Source organism: Colwellia asteriadis, assembly GCF_039523295.1.
GTDB classification, from domain to species: domain Bacteria; phylum Pseudomonadota; class Gammaproteobacteria; order Enterobacterales; family Alteromonadaceae; genus Colwellia; species Colwellia asteriadis.
In genome coordinates this window covers 190,172-208,420 of sequence record NZ_BAAAFA010000001.1, presented here as the reverse complement: position 1 = coordinate 208,420, position 18,249 = coordinate 190,172, and the positions used below count along the sequence as shown (strand labels likewise).

The following is an 18,249-nucleotide window of genomic DNA, read 5'->3' as shown; positions in this document are numbered from 1 at the left end:
AAGAGTTGTTGTGTTTTGTAAACTACAGGCAATAATTTGTTGTTTTATTGAGCGGCAAGTTACACTTGACGCTCAATGGTATCTAGTGATTATTTTGGGTTGTTGAAGGTTGCTCGTCCTTCACGGCTTGAATAGCTGCTAGCCTTGCTGTAGCCATTGCCTCTTTAATCGCAATGCCTTTAAGCCCTTGTTCAACAAACACTTTAGCATTAATATTTTTTGCAGCAAGCATAGCTTGTTTTAAATACTCCTCTTGTGGGTAAGCTTTATCTTCAAAGCCCAAACGACCAAGAAAGTCGGCTTTACATGCTAAAATAAAATCATCAAACTCCTCAGGTTTACGCCACACATCGAGTTGGTTAAATATGCGTAATAAGGTGCTTGCTCGGAGCTCAAAGGCCTTATGACAATGTAAATGATGTTCACATACCTTAAGGGCAAGTTGTTTGTAATGGGTTGGTACTTTTAATTGACGGCAAATCTTTTCAACTAAAGGTAGTCCCGATTTTTCATGTCCTCTATGGCTAGGCCATTGCTCTGCGGGCGTTATCCCTTTGCCTAAATCATGACACAATGCTGCAAAGCGCACTGAGGTTTTCGGTGAAAGTAATACCGCCTGTTGTACAACCATCATTGTATGTATACCACTGCAAATTTCAGGATGCCACTGTGCAGGGTTTGGTACGCCCCATAATACATCTAACTCAGGCCATAGTACGGCTAACGCTTTACATTGGTGTAAAACATTGAAGAATATTTCAGGGTGGTCTTCCGTTAAACTGCGCTGCATTTCTTGCCAAATACGTTCAGGGGTTAATGCAGTTAACTCACCACTTAGGCTTATTTTAGTCATTAATTCCAACGTTTCATTGGCAATGGTAAAGTCATAGCTATGATAACGAGCCGCGAAACGGGCTACTCTTAAGACACGCAGTGGGTCCTCAATAAATGCATCGCTGACATGACGAAGTACTCTGTCGTTAAGATCCCGTTGTCCATGGTAGGGATCAATAATATGGCCAGCTTTATCCATTGCCATGGCATTGACCGTTAAATCGCGACGCTGTAAGTCTTGTTCTATAGTAACATCAGGAGCAAAGTAGCAACTAAAACCAGTATAGCCTTGGCTTTCTTTACGCTCTGTTCTGGCTAGAGCGTATTCTTCTTTGGTTTCAGGGTGGAGGAAAACAGGAAAGTCATTACCTACTTGTTGATAGCCTAAGGTAAGCATTTGCTCAATACTCGCACCTACAACTAAATAATCTCTATCTTTGATCGGGCGCTCTAATAGTTTATCGCGAACAGCGCCGCCAACAAGGTAGGTATTCAATGACGTATCTTTATTTATCATAAGGCCTTCAACTAAACTCCAGTGAGGGTAATATTTTTGTTAAGTGACTACTTTATCATAATTTAAGTGTACCCGAACTTAAGAAAATCGCGTAGGTAATAAAAAAGCAGTTACCAGGGGTAACTGCTTTTTAACGGAGATCTTAGTTAAGATAATTGGTTTTTCTTAGCTTAGAACTGGTAATTAACACCAATATTGACAGTAGTACCTAAACCTTTAATGTTGTAACCACCATAAGTATAGCCTTGTGATTTGGTTGGGTAGTAATCTTGATTAAATAAGTTTTCTACCCCGATAAATGCAGACCATTGTTTCGCGAAATCATAATTACCACTTAGGTTAACAATTTGGTAGCTATCAATAGGTCCTTGATCACCAACATATTCACCATCAATGGGGTCAAATCGTTTTCTGTCACCTACATAAAGGTAGTTAATCGCTAAACTGGCGTTATCTATAGGTTGCCAGTTTAGGTTTATTGTTGCTTTAGGGGGATTGATTTGTTTTGCACCAAGGTAAACATCAGCAGCAGTATTCTTACCTTCAATCCAGCTATAAGTTGCATTTAAGGCTAAGTTATCACTAATCGTATAGTTTACTAATGCTTCATAGCCCCAGATTTCTTGTGGTGCTCTAACGGGTACGTAAATCCCTGTTACTGTGTCAAACTTGTTAGTTGTACCTAATTCAGAGGTACTTCGGTAAGCTGAAAACTCTAAGTGAAGTTCTTCAAAATCTGAAGTGAAGCCTACTTCATAGCTGTCAATGATTGACGCTTCTGTATGAATGAGTGAAATATCTGTTACGGTGGCGGTTCTCAGTAACCTACCTGTATCTGAAATATCAGCGCCTTGAGAGTAGCTAATAAATGGGCTGAATTTTTCTATTGCATTGTATTTTAAGCCAATATTGTAGGTTGTTGCTTTATAATTTAAGGTGTCTCCCGTAACATCAACAGGTACTGAGCATTGCGTTGGCTTTTTGCACAATTTAAGTGTGCTGTAGTTGTCTACAGTTAAATCAATATTTTCATGTCGAATACCCATTTTAAGCACTAAATCATCGTTATAGATTAATTTAGTTTGGAAAAAGCCAGCTAAGTTGCTCATATCCATTTCCGGAACCCAAATTCGTCCATCAACCATAGGTTGTGAGGTGACGTCATTAAGCGCATCAATACCATAAATGAATGTTGTATCAAGAGTGTTGCCACTATCAAAAGTAAAATCGGCTTGGGTATTAAGGGTAACGCGTAAACCTTGTTTCTCAGAGTTAATTAATGATTGCCCACCATCGTAACCTTCACTTTGGTTTGCTAAGTTTGATGAATAGAAAAATATGTTCTCTATTTCTTGGCTATATAAGTCAATTACTAATTGTGTTTGCTCAAATAACGCCTCGTCCACATACTTCACCATAACGTTATGGTTACTAGGCCCTTGAGGGTCACCTTGTACTGTTTGACCAGGGGCAAGTGGCACGGCTTGAGTCTTTTCACCTAAGCTGAGTTTGCCAACTTTATCAATTAAGTCGACATCTTGTTTTGATTGATAGAAGTTATAAGTAAATTGCAGAGATTTTTCATCATCAAAGTGATAACCCAACTTGGTAAAGTAGTTCTGCATTACCGCATCAGATAAACCGTATTTTAATCCTAGGATATCGCCATCGGCATCACGCTGTAGGCCATTTTCTTCGTAGCTGGCATTTAATACATAGGTAAAATTGTTTACTTCGCCATTAATGCCACCCTCAAAACGTGTACCTACTGAATCATCAAGCTCTACCGCGCTAAAACGGCTTGAAACACTAGCATGACCACTTAGTTTTTTGTCGCTATTTGCTTTTTTAGTGATGTAGTTTATTACACCACCTGCAGCTCCGTTACCGTAAACTGATGTTGCGCCTTTAATAACTTCAATACGCTCTATTACACTGGCATCTAGGCTGCGTACACCTAAAGAGCCATTTCTCAATGGAGTTGATTGCGGTACCCCATCAATCATTATTAAGGGCGCTCGACCTCGCAAGGTTTGACCGGAATTACTTGATGTACCTGTACTTGGTGCCATCCCAGGTACTAAATTTGCTAATAAACTCTGAATTTCTGATGAAACCTTAAGCTGTTCGGCAATTTGTTTTTGCGTGATAATGGTGATAGATGCAGGTACTTCATCAATGCTTTCAGCGATTCGGCTGCCAGTGACAATAATACGTTCGATATTTTTTAGATCGTTATCACTATCTAATACTTCTTCTTGTTTGTTGGTGCTTGCACCGTGTACCTGATTGGCAACCAATAAAGCAATTAGACTTAATGTTGTTTTTAGCACGTTACTACTCTCGTTAAGTTGTTACAAAATATAACGCGCATGTTAATAGTAATTGTTTTTATTTGCAATGGTGGTTTGTGTATTTACTCTAAAATACTATTTAACCGGAATTCGATGTATGGACTCAACCAATCGACACCCATAGATTGGTGTCGACCAAAACAAAAGGAATCCATACATCGAGCCAGGGTATTTATTTAAGATAATCACCTTAAGTATTGGTGATGCTTTGACATCTATATAACAAGTGAGTATTTTTAGCCTGTCTTTTTATTTTGTAGTTAGGGTTATGTACCGAAATTTTTTCTCGTTAAGTGAACTTCCTTTTTCAATATCTCCTAATCCTAAGTACTTATTTATGAGCGATAGGCATAAAGAGGCACTAGCACATTTAACTTATGGGTTAAGTGAAACTGGCGGGTTTGCATTACTTACCGGTGAAGTTGGTACAGGTAAAACCACCATTAGTCGTTGTTTACTTGAACAGCTGCCGGAAAATACCCAAACTGCTTTTATTTTGAATCCTACACTTTCAAGCTTGGAGCTGTTGGCGACTATTTGTGATCAGCTAACGCTAAACTACGATAAGTCAGCGGCAAGTCTAAAAACGCTGACCGATAAAATTTTTGAAAAGCTATTACAAAATCATCAAGCCAATATTAATACGGTATTGATTATTGATGAAGCGCAACACTTGCAAGTAGAAGTGTTGGAGCAGCTTAGACTGCTAACTAATTTAGAAACGGATACTAAAAAACTATTACAAGTTATTCTAATAGGGCAACCTGAACTACAACAGTTATTACAACGTCGCGATTTAAGACAATTAGCGCAGCGTATAACGGCTCGTTATCACCTAATGCCACTCACCAAGGCTGAATTAGCACTGTACGTTAAGCATCGCTTATATATTGCTGGTTGCCAACGAGTGCTATTTAATGCTGGCGCATTAGCTAAAATACATCAGTTATCACAAGGAATCCCCAGGCTTATCAACTTATTATGCCATAGCGCATTAATGCACGCTTATAATAATAACGATACGATTGTTAGTAAAAAAGCCGTTCAAAAAGCAGCAGAGCATACCTTAGGAGACGAGCTTTATTCGGGACAAAAAAAATCTAATAGCCTTGGTACCGTTTTAGCTACTTGCAGCGTAATAACTGGAGTTATTGCTATTGGTGCAGTCAGCTTTTGGTTGGGCCAAAGTGAGAGTCCGTTATTGGTAACGCCATCATTATTAAGTGACAAAGCCGTTATTGAAGAAGCGACAATAACTGAGCCGCTAATAGAGCTAACAGCCACTAAAAACGTTTATAGTGAACACAGTAAAAGCAATGAAAACATAGCCAATGAACCTTCAGCAGTGCAAAACACAAGTTCGTCAACTAGCTCTAACAGTAGTGAAATTGCCGCGTTATTATCTGTTGAGCAGGAGAGCTCTGATATTGCGAATGTTGCACCTGTTGATGAAAGCGGCAACGAAAGCATTAGAAATGCCAAAGCTGAAGAACAATCTACAGTCGATAACGCATCGCCTGTAGAAAAAGCAGATGACTATCAAGTTGAAGGGGTAGATGGAACATCACCTGAGTTATTAGCATTGTTTCAAGCTGCAGTTAAAGAAACGCAGCAAAGCGCTAATGGCAATAATCATAAACCTGTAGAACCAGCAGAGCATTTGTCGAGTGTCGATAGAGCATATCAAAAGGCTCAGCCTTTAACGCAATTATCAGCAAGTTTTCAACAATCGTTGCCGAGCTTGCATTTTACGCAACATATTTACTCTTCAGACGGCCAAGGCTGGGTTAATGTAAACGGTCGAGATCGTTATGAGGGTGATAGTATTGCAAATGGCTTAATACTTGAAAAAATATTACCTCAACAAGTTATTTTAACTTACCAAGAACAAACATTTACTATGCCAGCTTTAGTACATTGGTAATTCTAGGTAGTTAGCTTGAGAGGTGTGTTAACATTATTTAGCTCTAAATATTTGGTTAAATTAAGTTAATTTATAAAAAAACTTACAAAAATGAGCAAAATACCAATCATTAACTAAACTTAATAACAATAATTTAATTACACAGTATTAGGTCTTTTGATGGTTACCAAACGCCAGTCTATTGCGACTAAAATTAATGTTATTTTAGTCGGTATCTCTTTTGTTATTCTTATTTTTTCTGCAACGATTATTTACCTTAGTTCTCAAATTAGCAGTGCAACCGATAAGGTCGTTAATTACGACTTACCTGAGGCATTAAATAGCTTAGCTATGTTAGAAGAGTTGGGTGATATGAACTCTAATTTATTAGAGTACTTACTAGGAGAAGAAGAAGAGCAGCAGGAATACTTTGGCAATTATGAGGAGTTTATTCGTTTCCGAGATTTAATCCCAAAAAATATCAAAGAAAACGGTGAAGTAGATAAAGTAATGCGCTTGGTTGAAGGCCATAAAAAGCAAGCTGTTTCACAAGTTTTTGAGGTATATCATCCTGAGCAGGAGCGAAATGCGGCTAGAAAAATAAATAACTTGCTTATTAATGTCGGCAAACCATTAGAAGAATTGCTAGACAAAATGAAAGAAGATGAAATTGCTGATGTCGGCTCTAGCAATAACCCCTTAGATGTAATTAATGATGATTTACCAGGCGTACAATACTATTTAGAGTTGGTTGACGAGGCTGGGGACATGCTAGCTGATTTAGATCGCTTTGTTCTTGATGATATTAATGCTAAGCAAAGTTTTTTTAATAACGCCTTACAGTTTGAAAGTTACTTAATTAAGTTAAAACCGCTAGAACAAAAGCCACAAGAGGTTATTTATCTTAATGAAATAGAGCGCTTATTCTTAGAACTCAAAGAGGGAGGCAAAGAAATATTTGATCATTACCAAACTCATAACAAAGCGCTTGCAACTAAAGCAATCGATAATTTAGAGCACCAGAGCTTTAATGTAGCAGAGGATATACTAGACACGTTATCAAGTGCTGCCCGTCAAAAAGTACAATTATCGATGACAGATTTATCCATAATATCGAGAAATATTTCTATAGTTTTAGCCATATCGGCGTTATTCATTATTGGCTTAATTACCAGTGTTATTTTTTATGCGCGTAAAACTATTTTTACCCCATTAGCTCAAGTAACAACGGCAATAGATAAGCTACGTAGGGGGGAGCGCAATATTGAGCTTGGAAATTATACACGTCAAGATGAGCTCACCGACATCTTGGCAAGTTTACAAGATTTTCAAATAGAGTTAAGTGAGTTAGATCAACTGCGAGCAAGTGAGCAGAAAATACAAACAGAATTGCTTACTGAAAGAGACAATGCTACGCAGTCTTACAAGCAGTTAAAAGAAACACAATCAAAGTTAGTTGCTACTGAAAAAATGGCTTCTTTAGGTACTTTAGTGGCAGGGGTTGCCCACGAAATTAATACGCCGCTAGGGGTTAGTGTGACGATGGCAAGTACATTGTCTGCTAATTTAAAACAGTTCTTAACCAAAGTTAAAACTGGCGTACTCAGTCGAAGTATTTTAGAGAAGTTTGAAACTGACTCTCAACAATCAGTCAATTTATTGGAGAGCTCCTTACAAGATGCTGCCGAGCTTATTCATAGCTTTAAGCAAGTGGCAGTTGATCAAACAAGTAGTAAACGACGTGAATTTAACCTACTTGAAACGATTAATGAAATCGTTGCGACGTTACATCATAAAATCAAACGTACTGGGATTAAATTGTCGGTAGAGGGACCTGAAAATATTATGATGGATAGCTTTCCTGGTCCACTAGGGCAAGTTATCACTAACTTATTTAATAATGCGGTATTGCATGGTTTTGAGGGTAAGGCTGAAGGTGAAATTCATATTCGCTTCAGCGTCATAGCTAAAAGAGAAGTAAAAATCCTTTTTGCTGATAACGGTAATGGCGTTGAGAAAGAGAATATTAAAAAGCTTTTTGATCCTTTTTATACCACAAAACTAGGTAAAGGCGGCTCAGGTCTAGGGCTAAATATCGTGCATAGTATTATTAGTGATTTAATGGGAGGGAGCATTCACGTGGAAAGCAGGATAGGAACAATATTTGAAATTAAATTACCATTAATCGCACCTGAAAAAAAGGAAGATAACAATGAGTGATTTTATTTTAAATCTTATTGATGACGATGAATCTGAGAGCATTGATAATACAGAAAGTGAGCATTCTTGGCTCATTGCTATAGTTGATGATGAAGAATCTGTGCACGATGTAACTAAACTTGCTTTAGCCAATACAAAAATTCAAGGACGAAATGTTAAGTTTATTAGTGCCTATAGTGGTGAAGAAGGCTACAAACTGCTTGAAGAGCACCCTGATTGTGCTGTAGTTCTACTGGATGTCGTTATGGAAAGCTCAGATGCAGGTTTGGTTTTAGCTCAACGAATTCGCCATGAAATGAAGCGAACAAATTTGCAAATAATTCTCCGTACCGGACAACCAGGTTATGCACCTGAAGAAGAAATTATTACCCAGTATGAAATTAATGATTACAAAACTAAAAGTGAGTTAACACGTGACAAGCTATTTACATCTATTGCTACTGCAATACGATCATTTAGTCACTTACAAGCATTAGAAGACTCAAAAAGTGGTTTGAAAAATGTAATTCATGCTTCAGCGAGTTTAATGAAAGAACGCTCTATTCATGAGTTTGCTAGTGGTGTTCTACAGCAAATGAATGCCCTATTTAACCTCACCTCTCAAGGGATATTTTGTGTTTCACAAAGGCCACTTAATGGTCCTTTTGCGATAGAAAAGTCTACAAATGATAGCTTTCTAGTGGTTGCGGCAACAAGCCAATATGATGAACTGTTTGGTAAAGATATATACGAAGAATTATCTGGCGTCGCGCCTCAACTTGCGCAGCAAGCACTCGAGAAAAAACATCATATCTTAGAGGATAAAATTAGTGCGCTTTATTTAGCGACGCCTTCAAATTGGCAAGGGGTTGTTGTTATTGAAGGCACATTAGATCTATCAGATATTGATGAAGAGTTACTTAAAGTTTTCTGCTTGAATATTGCGATTGGCTTAGAAAATGCTAAGTTTTTTACTCACTTAAACAGGTCAGCTTATTACGATTCATTAACAGATGCCTACAACAGAGAGGGGCTTATTCACTTTGCTCGAGAAGTACGCTCGAAAGCTAAAAGCTCTTTAAGTTTATATATTATTGATATTGATTATTTTCACGATATTGTCGATAGCCTGGGATTTGAATTCGGTAACGATGTTCTTATTTCTATGGTTTCAGTGTTGAAAAGAGTTTTTTATAAAAATGCCAGTATTGCTCGTTTACATTCAGATGTTTTCGCCGTATTGATAGCTGACTCAACATGGCAGCTCAAGCAATTGATTGTTGAATGTTCTCGACCGTTTGTATTAGGCAGTAGTTCAATGCGTTTAGGGGTGACCTTAGGTGAGGCTAATTGTAATGCTGATGATGATTTTGATGCTGATATGCTTATTCGTCACGCTAAAATGGCATTGAAAGTGGCAAAAGAAAGTAAACGCGGTATGGCGCAATCCTTTGAACCTAAATTTGAGGAAGAAACCATTCATCGTTTAGGTATTTTAGCCGAGTTTAGGAAAGCACTTGCCTATAATGAACTGTTTTTAATGTTACAACCGAAAACATCAATGAAAACAGGTGATGTTGTTGGTTATGAGGCATTAATACGCTGGCAGCATCCGCAGAAAGGTTTAGTGCCACCTAATGCTTTTATTCCAGTAGTAGAGCAAGCAGGGTTATATTTCGAATTGGATATGTACGTATTTCGTAGCGCTTTAAATATTGTTAAAGATTACCCACAAATTACGAAACCAATTTCAGTGAATATTTCAGCTAATTCATTACACCACCATGATTTTATTGATGAGCTGAAAAAAATAATTAAAGAAGAAAGTGCCGACTTGAGTCGTATAGAGTTAGAGATAACCGAAAACTCATTAGTACGAAGTGACATGGCTATTTTACACTTGAACTCGTTAAAAGAACTAGGCTTTGTACTGTGTCTTGATGATTTTGGTGCGGGTTATTCGTCACTTGCTTACTTATTAAAGCTACCGCTTGATGTGATCAAAATAGATCGCGCCTTTATCAGCTATATAACCGAAGATCGTAGTGCATTAGCATTGCTAAAAGGTATGCTGCAAATTTGCAATGACTTGAGTAAAAAGGTGGTAGTAGAAGGGGTTGAAACACAAGAGCAGGTTGACTTGCTAACTCAATATGATGTTGATATCGCCCAAGGTTTTTTCTACTTCAAGCCGATGCCTGTACTTGAGATTATAGATAAAGCCTTATAAATACGGTGTTTTGATAATAAATGAACGCATAAAATAAAACCCCAAGAACAGTATTGTACTTGGAGTTTATTTATAGCTTTATGACAGATATAGCGATATCGTTAGAAAGCTTGAGCTCAGGCAGTTAACTTACACTTTATTGCCAAGCAGGCATTTGCTCTTCAAAAGCTTTAATTTTATCTAGCTTATTTAATGTCCAACCCACGCTATCTACGCCATTTTCTAAGCTGTATTGTTGAAACTCGCTTAATGAAAAAGCGTACTCTTTTACAGAGTTGTCAGCAAGTACACAACTTACTTTATTGTTAGGTAGATCAACCTTTAAGGTTAATTGTGCATTAGGCGCTAATTGAAACAGCTCTTCAACTTCAGCTTCAGTCAGTTGAATAGGTAAAATACCAATGTTAATACAGTTACCGTAAAAAATATCAGCGAAGCTTGGGGCAATAATCACCTTAAAGCCGTATTCTTCAATGGCCCATGGCGCATGTTCACGACTTGAGCCACAACCAAAGTTTTCACGTGCGAGTAAGATGCTGGCATCTTTATATTCTGGCTTGTTCATAACAAAGTCAGGATTCACTTGTGTACCTTCATGATCTAAATATCTTCTTTCATGAAATAAGTGAACACCAAAACCAACACGTTCAGTTTTTTGTAAAAATTGCTTTGGGATGATTTGATCGGTATCAACGTTAGCGATATCTAATGGCACAACCAAGCCAGTATGAGTGTTAAATTTTTCCATTTGCCTTCCTAAAAAATTTTAAGTCTTTATTTCTTAAAGCTATTTGATGTAATTAAATAGCAAAAAGACAATTGTTATGCGTTTAAATCAACAAAGTGACCAGTGATTGCAGCAGCAGCAGCCATTTCAGGGCTAACTAAGTGTGTACGAGAACCTCGACCTTGGCGACCTTCAAAGTTACGGTTACTGGTAGAGGCACAACGATCACCAGCGCCAAGTACGTCATCGTTCATGCCTAAACACATAGAGCATCCGGGTAAGCGCCACTCAAAACCTGCGTCAGTAAATACTTTATCTAAGCCTTCTTTTTCAGCTTGTTCTTTTACACGGTATGAGCCCGGAACGATAATAGCATCAACGTTAGCTACAACTTTTTGACCTTGGTAGCGTTGCACAATACTTGCTGCAGCACGTAAATCTTCAATACGCGAGTTTGTACAAGAGCCAATAAATACTTTGTTTACTTGGATGTCTGTTATTTTGGTACCCGCTTTTAAATCCATGTACTCAAGTGCTTGCTTACAAGACTCTTGTTCAACCGGATCACTAAAGTTATCTGGCGAAGGTACGCTACCGTCAACGCTAACTACTTGTCCTGGATTAGTTCCCCAAGTTACTTGTGCTTTAATGTCTTTAGCTTCAAGGGTGATTACCGTATCAAAAATAGCGTCAGCATCAGAGCGTAAGTTTTTCCAGTCGATCACGGCTTGCTCAAATACTTCGCCTTTAGGTGCGTATTCTTTACCTTCAACATAATCAAACGTGGTTTGATCTGGTGCAATTAAGCCTGCTTTTGCGCCAAATTCAATACTCATGTTACAGACTGTCATGCGCTCTTCCATACTTAACGCTTCAATGGCTTCACCACAGTATTCAACGACATAACCCGTTGCGCCAGCACTACCCGTTTTACCGATAATTGCTAGGATAATATCTTTAGCGCTAATGCCTGCACCAACGTGACCATTAACTTGAATTTTCATCGTTTTTGCTTTGTTTTGACGCAAGGTTTGTGTAGCAAAAACATGTTCAACTTCTGAAGTACCAATACCAAAGGCTAGTGCGCCAAAAGCACCGTGAGTTGCGGTATGTGAGTCACCACAAACAATAATAGTACCTGGTAACGTTAAACCTAACTCAGGTCCCATAACGTGGGCAATACCTTGGTTTTTATGACCCATACCAAAGAGTTGAATGCCAAATTCTTTACAGTTTTTTTCTAATGCGCGTAATTGATTTGCTGCGCCTTCACCAGCAGCATCAATTTTAATTGAGCGCGTTGAAATATTATGATCCATGGTCGCAATAGTACGTTCAGGATGACGTACTGGGCGATTATGAAAACGTAAGTTGGCAAAAGCTTGTGGCGAAGTCACTTCATGAATTAAATGACGATCAACATAAAGTAACGGTGTTTCACCCGCTTTTTCTTCGACTAAGTGAGTTTGCCATAATTTTTCATACATGGTTTTAGGTGTGGCGTTGCTCATTTACGCTTCCTCTTTATTCTGGGCGATAATCTGTTGGCAAATAAAGTCGCCAACTTCGCTAGTTGTTTTTGCATTACTTCTTTGTGTTGTGGGTAATAAATCAGCCGTTAAAATCCCATTATCTAAAGCTGCTGCTACTGCATCTTCAATGGCTTTAGCTGCGGCATCTTCATTTAAGCTATAACGTAGCATTAAGGCTGCTGATAAAATTTGTGCGATAGGGTTAGCAATACCCATACCTGCGATATCTGGAGCGCTGCCACCTGCCGGCTCGTACATGCCAAAGCCTTGTTCATTTAAGCTTGCAGAAGGTAATAAGCCCATAGAGCCCGTAATCATGGCGCAAATGTCTGATAAAATATCGCCAAATAGGTTAGGACATAGCATGACGTCAAATTGGTTTGGATCACGAACTAATTGCATCGCTGCGTTATCAACATAAAGGTGCTCTAATTCAACTTCAGGATAGTCAACGGCTACTTCTTCTACTACTTGACGCCATAATTGGCTTGTAGCTAATACGTTAGCTTTATCAACTGAAGTTACTTTATTATTACGCTTTTGCGCGGCTTGAAAAGCAAGGTGAGCAATACGCTTTATTTCACGGCGTGAATAAAACATTGAGTCAAAACCTGTTTCTTCTTCGCCTTCGCCTTTACGACCTTTTGGCTCACCAAAGTAGATATCACCGGTTAATTCACGAATCACCAACACATCAAAACCTTTTGATGAAATGTCACTACGTAATGTTGATAACGATGAAAGAGCAGGCTGTAAGGTTGCTGGTCGCATATTACAAAATAAATCGAAGTGACCACGTAAGCCTAATAATGCACAGCGCTCAGGTTGTTCAGTTGGTGGTAAGTTAGCCCATTTAGGGCCGCCGACGCTACCAAATAAAATGGCATCGCTAGCTTCACAACCCGCCATGGTCGAATCAGGTAAAGCATTACCATGGTTATCAATAGCGGCTCCGCCAATATCGTAATCTTTAGTATTGATTTCAATATCAAACTTATTGGCGACTGCAGCTAAAACTTTTTTTGCTTCAACCATGACTTCTGGACCGATACCGTCACCGGCTAAAATTGCTATGTTGGACATTTTGAAAACCTTTTATTTAATTCTTTTATATAACTATGCTTGTTTTGCTGACTTCAAATCAGCAATGGTCATGGCGCGGCGAATACTATTTAACGCATGAATTAGTGCTTGTCCTGATGCTTGAATAACATCAGTTTCTAAGCCGTAGCCATGAAAGTTTCGCTCTTGCCATGTAATGACTAAGTCAGCTTGGCCTAAACCATCTTCACCTGAGCCTTTATTGGAAATTTTGTAATCTGTAACTTCAAAGTCGATATCAACTGCTTGTTTAATTGCGCGGTATAATGAGTCAACAGGGCCATTACCCGTTGCCGAAACAATTTGTGACTCACCACCCGAAGCTAATTTAATGCTTGCCGTTGAAAAATCGCCACTACCAGCGTGGACGTTGATTTGCTCAATAACGTAATGATCTTGTAAGTCTTGTTGTTGTAATTTAAATAACATCGCTTCTAAGTCATCATCAAACACTTGGCCTTTTTTGTCGGCTAAGGCTAAAAAGTCTGCGTATAACTGTTCAATGTCATAATCAGTTTCTTGGTAACCTAAGCTTTCCATACGGTGCTTAATTACATGGCGACCGCTGCGAGAGGTTAGGTTTAACTTGGTTTTAGCAATACCGACACTTTCTGGTGTCATAATTTCATAGGTATTACTCGCCTTTAACATGCCGTCTTGGTGAATACCTGAAGAATGACTAAAGGCGTTACCACCGACAATAGCTTTGTTAAGTTGTACCGGCATATTACATACCGTACTAACTAACTTTGATACACGGGCAATTTCTTGATGGTTGATGTTAGTTGAAACCCCTAATAATGCTTGACGGGTTTTCATGATCATCGCTACTTCTTCTAATGAACAGTTACCAGCGCGTTCACCAATACCGTTAATAGTACATTCAATTTGACGAGCACCTGCTTGTACTGCTGCCATTGAGTTAGCAACAGCTAAGCCTAAGTCGTTATGACAATGTACAGAAATTACTGCTTGATCGATATTAGGTACGCGGTTAAATAAATTCGTAATAATACCTTGAAACTCAAAAGGTAGGGTATAACCCACGGTATCTGGAATATTTACTGTAGTCGCCCCCGCTTTAATCGCGCTTTCTACCATGCGGCATAAATTGTCGATTGGTGTACGACCAGCATCTTCACATGAAAATTCAACATCGTCGGTATATTTACGTGCATGTTTTACCGCATGAACAGCCATAGCTTCAACGTCAGAAAACTCTTTACGTAGTTTTTGTTGTACATGAACATCAGAAGTTGAAATAAAGGTATGAATACGAAATTGATCGGCAACCTTTAGCGCTTGACCACAAGCATCAATATCTGCTTCAACAGCGCGAGCTAAGCCGCACACGCGGGCGTTTTTAATGGTACGGGCTATTTGCTGTACTGAATCAAAATCACCAGGTGATGATACTGGAAAACCTACTTCCATTACATCAACTCCTAAGCGCTCAATGGCTAAGGCAATTTGTAGTTTCTCGTGTACTGATAAACTTGCATTTAAGGCTTGCTCGCCATCGCGTAACGTAGTATCAAAAATAATGACGTTGTCGTTAGGTGTTTCTATGATGCTCATCTGGTGTCCTTTAAAATATTTGATCTGTACTGTGTGTCTCTATACCAATCGAACTAATTAATCCGTTTGGTATTAGTTAAGCTAACGAACGCATAGACGTAAAAAAACCCGCGTTAGTTAGCGCGGGTTTTTATTTTCTTTTTACTTGTATGTATTTCTCGAAAGAGAATCTAGTAAATAAACAACAAAAATCTAGCCGCGCATGTTAAGTGCGAGCAAGAGGTTGAGTGATGTATGTTTAATTAATCTAGTCATTGGTTAGTTTTTATTGTTAATTGATACAGCAAGTAATTAATCTGAAAATAATTTAATAAATATTCGCTAAAGCGAGAGATTTATTCAGTGGTATATTAATAGCGCATTTACTCAATAAGTGTCAATAGCTTTAATCGTCTAATTTAGTTCATATTCTTTTATAGCGCGCGGATTAGCCGTTATAAATTATATTCTATAGTTAAAGATGCGTTGACCTCATTATTATTCATACTGGTGTCAACAAAATTTGAACGACTAACATCAATCCCTAAAGTGAAACGCCATTGTTGATAGCTATGTTGTAAGTTGCCAGATAACATATACATTTTTTCAGAAACAGCGGTTAATGGGTTACCAATAAGTGGGTTTGTTGGGGCTTTATCGTGGTTATCGTAATTTAAGTCAAGGTAGCGAAATTTAGTCGTCATACGAGTATTTGCACCTAATTGAGAAATAGCACCTACAACAACTGTTTTAGCATCGTTATCATATAAATTACCTAATGTTCTTCCCTCATAACGCATACCTGTTTTATAAATATGGTGTTCGTAATAACAATCGCCAATATCGGCTCTGCCATTGAGGGTTTCGCAAATTTGGTAGGTGTCGGTATATTCAATATAAGCCGTAGTTGGTAGCGAAAATAAGTTGATATGCATATCAACCCCACCTTGATATTTAGCTTTAGTTACCATACTCCAACTACTTGAGTTATCACCATCTTCAGCAAAATATTGTCCGTAAAGTGCAAGAGGCGTATCAAAAAGGTTAAAAGAATAGCGCGCATCAAAGCCAGCTTGTTGGTTACCTGGCTCTTGCTCTGCGCTACAGTCTAAACCGCCAGCTGAACAGTTATCTTTACCAATTAATAAATTCCAAAAGGTGCCTAAATCTTGTGGTCGGTCTTTGCCACCCCATTGAGCTATACGGGTAATACCAATTTCTAAGTTATTGAATGGTTTTAAGTTAAAGCGAAAGCCCCATAAAAGCGCGTCATCAATAACGCGACTATCATCCATTTTTCCCATAAAAGTGGTGATTGTCCAAGGAATGTCAAACTCGGTAAAAGGAATAATAAATGCCTCAGCCGATTTACGGGTTAACGAAACCGCTGTCATTGGACGCGCATTATTACTCAAGCTTAAACTACTGTCCCAACTTGGGCCAAACCAACGGTCTTGTTTGCCAGCTGCAATAACCCAATTACCAAAAAAAGCGGCAGCATAAGTATTATCCCAGCGTTCTTTATCTTGGTTTTCATCGGCATTTGCGTAATAACTAAATGAAACGTTAGTTGCAAAGTTACCAATCATGGTGGAGGTTTGTACTTGTAAACTATTGGTATCCCGATAGGTATCACCGAAACTGGTAAAACGCGTGTCTTCAATACCTAGTTGCGCTTTAACACGTGTCTGATTACGGTTAGCTAAGTTAAATTGGTGCTTAATATAGTAGTAGGCTTCTTTTTGACTATTAGTTAAGTGGCTCACCGTCACTGACTTAATATCGCGATTAATATCATGCCACATCAAAGGGTAGGTAGTGACTGGCGTAACAATATGACCAGAATCGGCTAGTAATTGAATATTAGCTTTTAAATAAATATCAGAGGTGTCAATCCATGGCTCGGCCACCGCGGGAAAAACCATCACTAAATTAGCACTAGCAATAGTTGTCAATAATAAGGCATTTTTTTTTATCGAAGAGATCATCATGGGAAAATTTAAGCTTACTCAATTCGTTTTGTTAATATTGATAATGACAAGCATGGCAGTATACCGATATTCATACAGTTATTGATTTTTTTCGTTCAAATAAATGTATAAAAAATGTAATTTATTAACACACTGTTTGCTTACCTTTCAGTAATGTTAATTCGGGTAGCCAAAAAAGAGAGTATACTTATTTTCATCATCTTTATATAGCGTTATCATAGCGGTATACCCCAGCTACTGATAGCCTTTTAATGAGTACTAAACTTGCCAAGCACTATTTACTGTATATTTCTCAGAATTACTCTTATGCGATATTAAGACCATTGCAAGCGGCCATTTTAGCGCGCGGTGATAAGGTTGCTTGGTTTTTAGAGGGTGATGAAGTTAACCCTGACTATTTACTACCTGAAGAAGTGCGCTTAATGAGCGTTAACGAAGTGGTGAGCTTTAATCCTGTTGCGGTTTTCTATCCGGCGAATATAGCTCCGACATTTTTACCCGGTATTAATGTTGCCGTTTTTCATGGTTTTGATGCTGGAAAGCTCGATAAAAAAGGTAATAATGATCACTTTAAAGTAAGAAACTGCTTTGATTTATATTGTACTCAAGGGCCTAGTACAACGGAGCCATTTTTAGCGCTAGCGCAACAACATAAACACTTTAAAGTAACGCAAACGGGCTGGTGTGCATTAGACAGTTTATATTCACCTAATGACGTAAAGCCTCAAGCTAAAAAAACAATTTTATTGTGTTCTACTTTTTCTAAAAAATTATCGTGTGCACCACACTTGTTTGAAAAAGTGAAGGCGCTAAGCGCTACAGGAAAATGGCAGTGGTTAGTGCAATTTCATCCCAAGATGCCTCAAGAAATTGTCACGCAATATAAAACATTAACGAGTGAATATTTAACTTTTGTTGAAACAGATAATATCATTCCACTATTACAGCAAGCTGATGTGATGGTATGTGATACTTCATCAGTGTTGATCATGTTTTTATTATTGAATAAGCCAGTGGTTACCTTCAACAATATAGCGCCAGATAGCTACTTGTTAGATATTGATGACCCAGACATGTTAGAGCAAACAATTGAATATGCGCTTGATAGACCTGCCCAGTTGATGCAAAAAATAAACGATTTTACCGCCAATACCCACCCTTATCATGATGGTAAGTCATCAGAGCGCGTATTAGATGCGGTAGATGAAGTGGTTTCAGGGAAATTGAACTTGAAACGTAAGCCGTTTGATTTTTTTCGTCAATTTAAAATGCGCAAACGATTAAATTATTGGCGCTAGGCTCAG

General features: G+C 38.3%; 11 protein-coding genes. 4 read left to right on the top strand and 7 right to left on the bottom strand.

Going from position 1 to position 18,249, the window contains the following annotated elements; all coding sequences use genetic code 11:
* Positions 1-82: 82 nt before the first annotated feature.
* Together ABD005_RS00845 and ABD005_RS00840 are read right to left on the bottom strand one after the other, a co-directional pair.
* Entirely contained in the window at positions 83-1,330 is a 1,248-nt protein-coding gene (locus ABD005_RS00845) for a multifunctional CCA addition/repair protein (RefSeq protein WP_343814846.1), read from the bottom strand.
* 191 nt (positions 1,331-1,521) lie between these two features.
* Positions 1,522-3,684, bottom strand: coding sequence for a TonB-dependent receptor (locus ABD005_RS00840; protein ID WP_215979644.1), 2,163 nt, complete (start codon positions 3,682-3,684; stop codon positions 1,522-1,524).
* Positions 3,685-3,973: 289 nt separating this feature from the next.
* On the opposite strand from ABD005_RS00840, the gene ABD005_RS00835 reads away from it, so the two are divergent.
* The 3 genes from ABD005_RS00835 to ABD005_RS00825 all read left to right on the top strand — a co-directional run bounded on the left by ABD005_RS00835 (position 3,974) and on the right by ABD005_RS00825 (position 10,037).
* Positions 3,974-5,629, top strand: a complete 1,656-nt coding sequence (locus ABD005_RS00835) for an AAA family ATPase (RefSeq protein WP_343813795.1) — start codon at positions 3,974-3,976, stop codon at positions 5,627-5,629.
* Between the two features lie 159 nt (positions 5,630-5,788).
* Positions 5,789-7,828 carry a sensor histidine kinase gene (locus ABD005_RS00830; RefSeq protein ID WP_215979642.1) on the top strand — a complete coding sequence of 680 codons (2,040 nt, stop codon included), beginning with the start codon at positions 5,789-5,791 and terminating at the stop codon, positions 7,826-7,828.
* Entirely contained in the window at positions 7,821-10,037 is a 2,217-nt protein-coding gene (locus ABD005_RS00825) for a bifunctional diguanylate cyclase/phosphodiesterase (protein ID WP_215979641.1), read from the top strand. The genes ABD005_RS00830 and ABD005_RS00825 overlap by 8 nt, the downstream gene beginning before the upstream one ends.
* A 136-nt stretch (positions 10,038-10,173) precedes the next feature.
* Here ABD005_RS00825 and leuD read toward each other — a convergent pair whose 3' ends face one another.
* From leuD to ABD005_RS00800, 5 genes are all read right to left on the bottom strand, one after another.
* Entirely contained in the window at positions 10,174-10,785 is a 612-nt protein-coding gene (leuD, locus tag ABD005_RS00820) for a 3-isopropylmalate dehydratase small subunit (RefSeq protein ID WP_215979640.1), read from the bottom strand.
* A 74-nt stretch (positions 10,786-10,859) separates the two neighbouring features.
* Positions 10,860-12,275, bottom strand: coding sequence for a 3-isopropylmalate dehydratase large subunit (gene leuC / locus ABD005_RS00815; protein ID WP_343813790.1), 1,416 nt, complete (start codon positions 12,273-12,275; stop codon positions 10,860-10,862).
* Positions 12,276-13,379 carry a 3-isopropylmalate dehydrogenase gene (leuB, locus tag ABD005_RS00810; protein WP_343813787.1) on the bottom strand — a complete coding sequence of 368 codons (1,104 nt, stop codon included), beginning with the start codon at positions 13,377-13,379 and terminating at the stop codon, positions 12,276-12,278. It lies immediately after the preceding gene.
* 33 nt (positions 13,380-13,412) lie between these two features.
* Positions 13,413-14,975 (bottom strand): 2-isopropylmalate synthase, encoded by a 1,563-nt coding sequence (gene leuA / locus ABD005_RS00805; protein ID WP_215979637.1) that lies wholly within the window; start codon positions 14,973-14,975, stop codon positions 13,413-13,415.
* Between the two features lie 434 nt (positions 14,976-15,409).
* Entirely contained in the window at positions 15,410-16,945 is a 1,536-nt protein-coding gene (locus ABD005_RS00800) for a capsule assembly Wzi family protein (protein ID WP_343813782.1), read from the bottom strand.
* 251 nt (positions 16,946-17,196) lie between these two features.
* On the opposite strand from ABD005_RS00800, the gene ABD005_RS00795 reads away from it, so the two are divergent.
* A complete protein-coding gene (locus ABD005_RS00795) occupies positions 17,197-18,243 on the top strand; it encodes a CDP-glycerol glycerophosphotransferase family protein (RefSeq protein ID WP_215979635.1) in 1,047 nt (348 codons plus the stop codon).
* The last annotated feature ends 6 nt before the right edge of the window (positions 18,244-18,249 follow it).

Bases quoted from the DNA above. Each gene is read 5' to 3' on its own strand.
- ABD005_RS00795 (WP_215979635.1), top strand. From the start codon at position 17,197: ATGAGTACTAAACTTGCCAAGCACTATTTACTGTATATTTCTCAGAAT.
- ABD005_RS00835 (WP_343813795.1), top strand. From the start codon at position 3,974: ATGTACCGAAATTTTTTCTCGTTAAGTGAACTTCCTTTTTCAATATCT.
- leuA (WP_215979637.1), bottom strand. From the start codon at position 14,975: ATGAGCATCATAGAAACACCTAACGACAACGTCATTATTTTTGATACT.
- ABD005_RS00830 (WP_215979642.1), top strand. From the start codon at position 5,789: ATGGTTACCAAACGCCAGTCTATTGCGACTAAAATTAATGTTATTTTA.
- ABD005_RS00825 (WP_215979641.1), top strand. From the start codon at position 7,821: ATGAGTGATTTTATTTTAAATCTTATTGATGACGATGAATCTGAGAGC.
- leuB (WP_343813787.1), bottom strand. From the start codon at position 13,379: ATGTCCAACATAGCAATTTTAGCCGGTGACGGTATCGGTCCAGAAGTC.
- leuC (WP_343813790.1), bottom strand. From the start codon at position 12,275: ATGAGCAACGCCACACCTAAAACCATGTATGAAAAATTATGGCAAACT.
- leuD (WP_215979640.1), bottom strand. From the start codon at position 10,785: ATGGAAAAATTTAACACTCATACTGGCTTGGTTGTGCCATTAGATATC.
- ABD005_RS00800 (WP_343813782.1), bottom strand. From the start codon at position 16,945: ATGATGATCTCTTCGATAAAAAAAAATGCCTTATTATTGACAACTATT.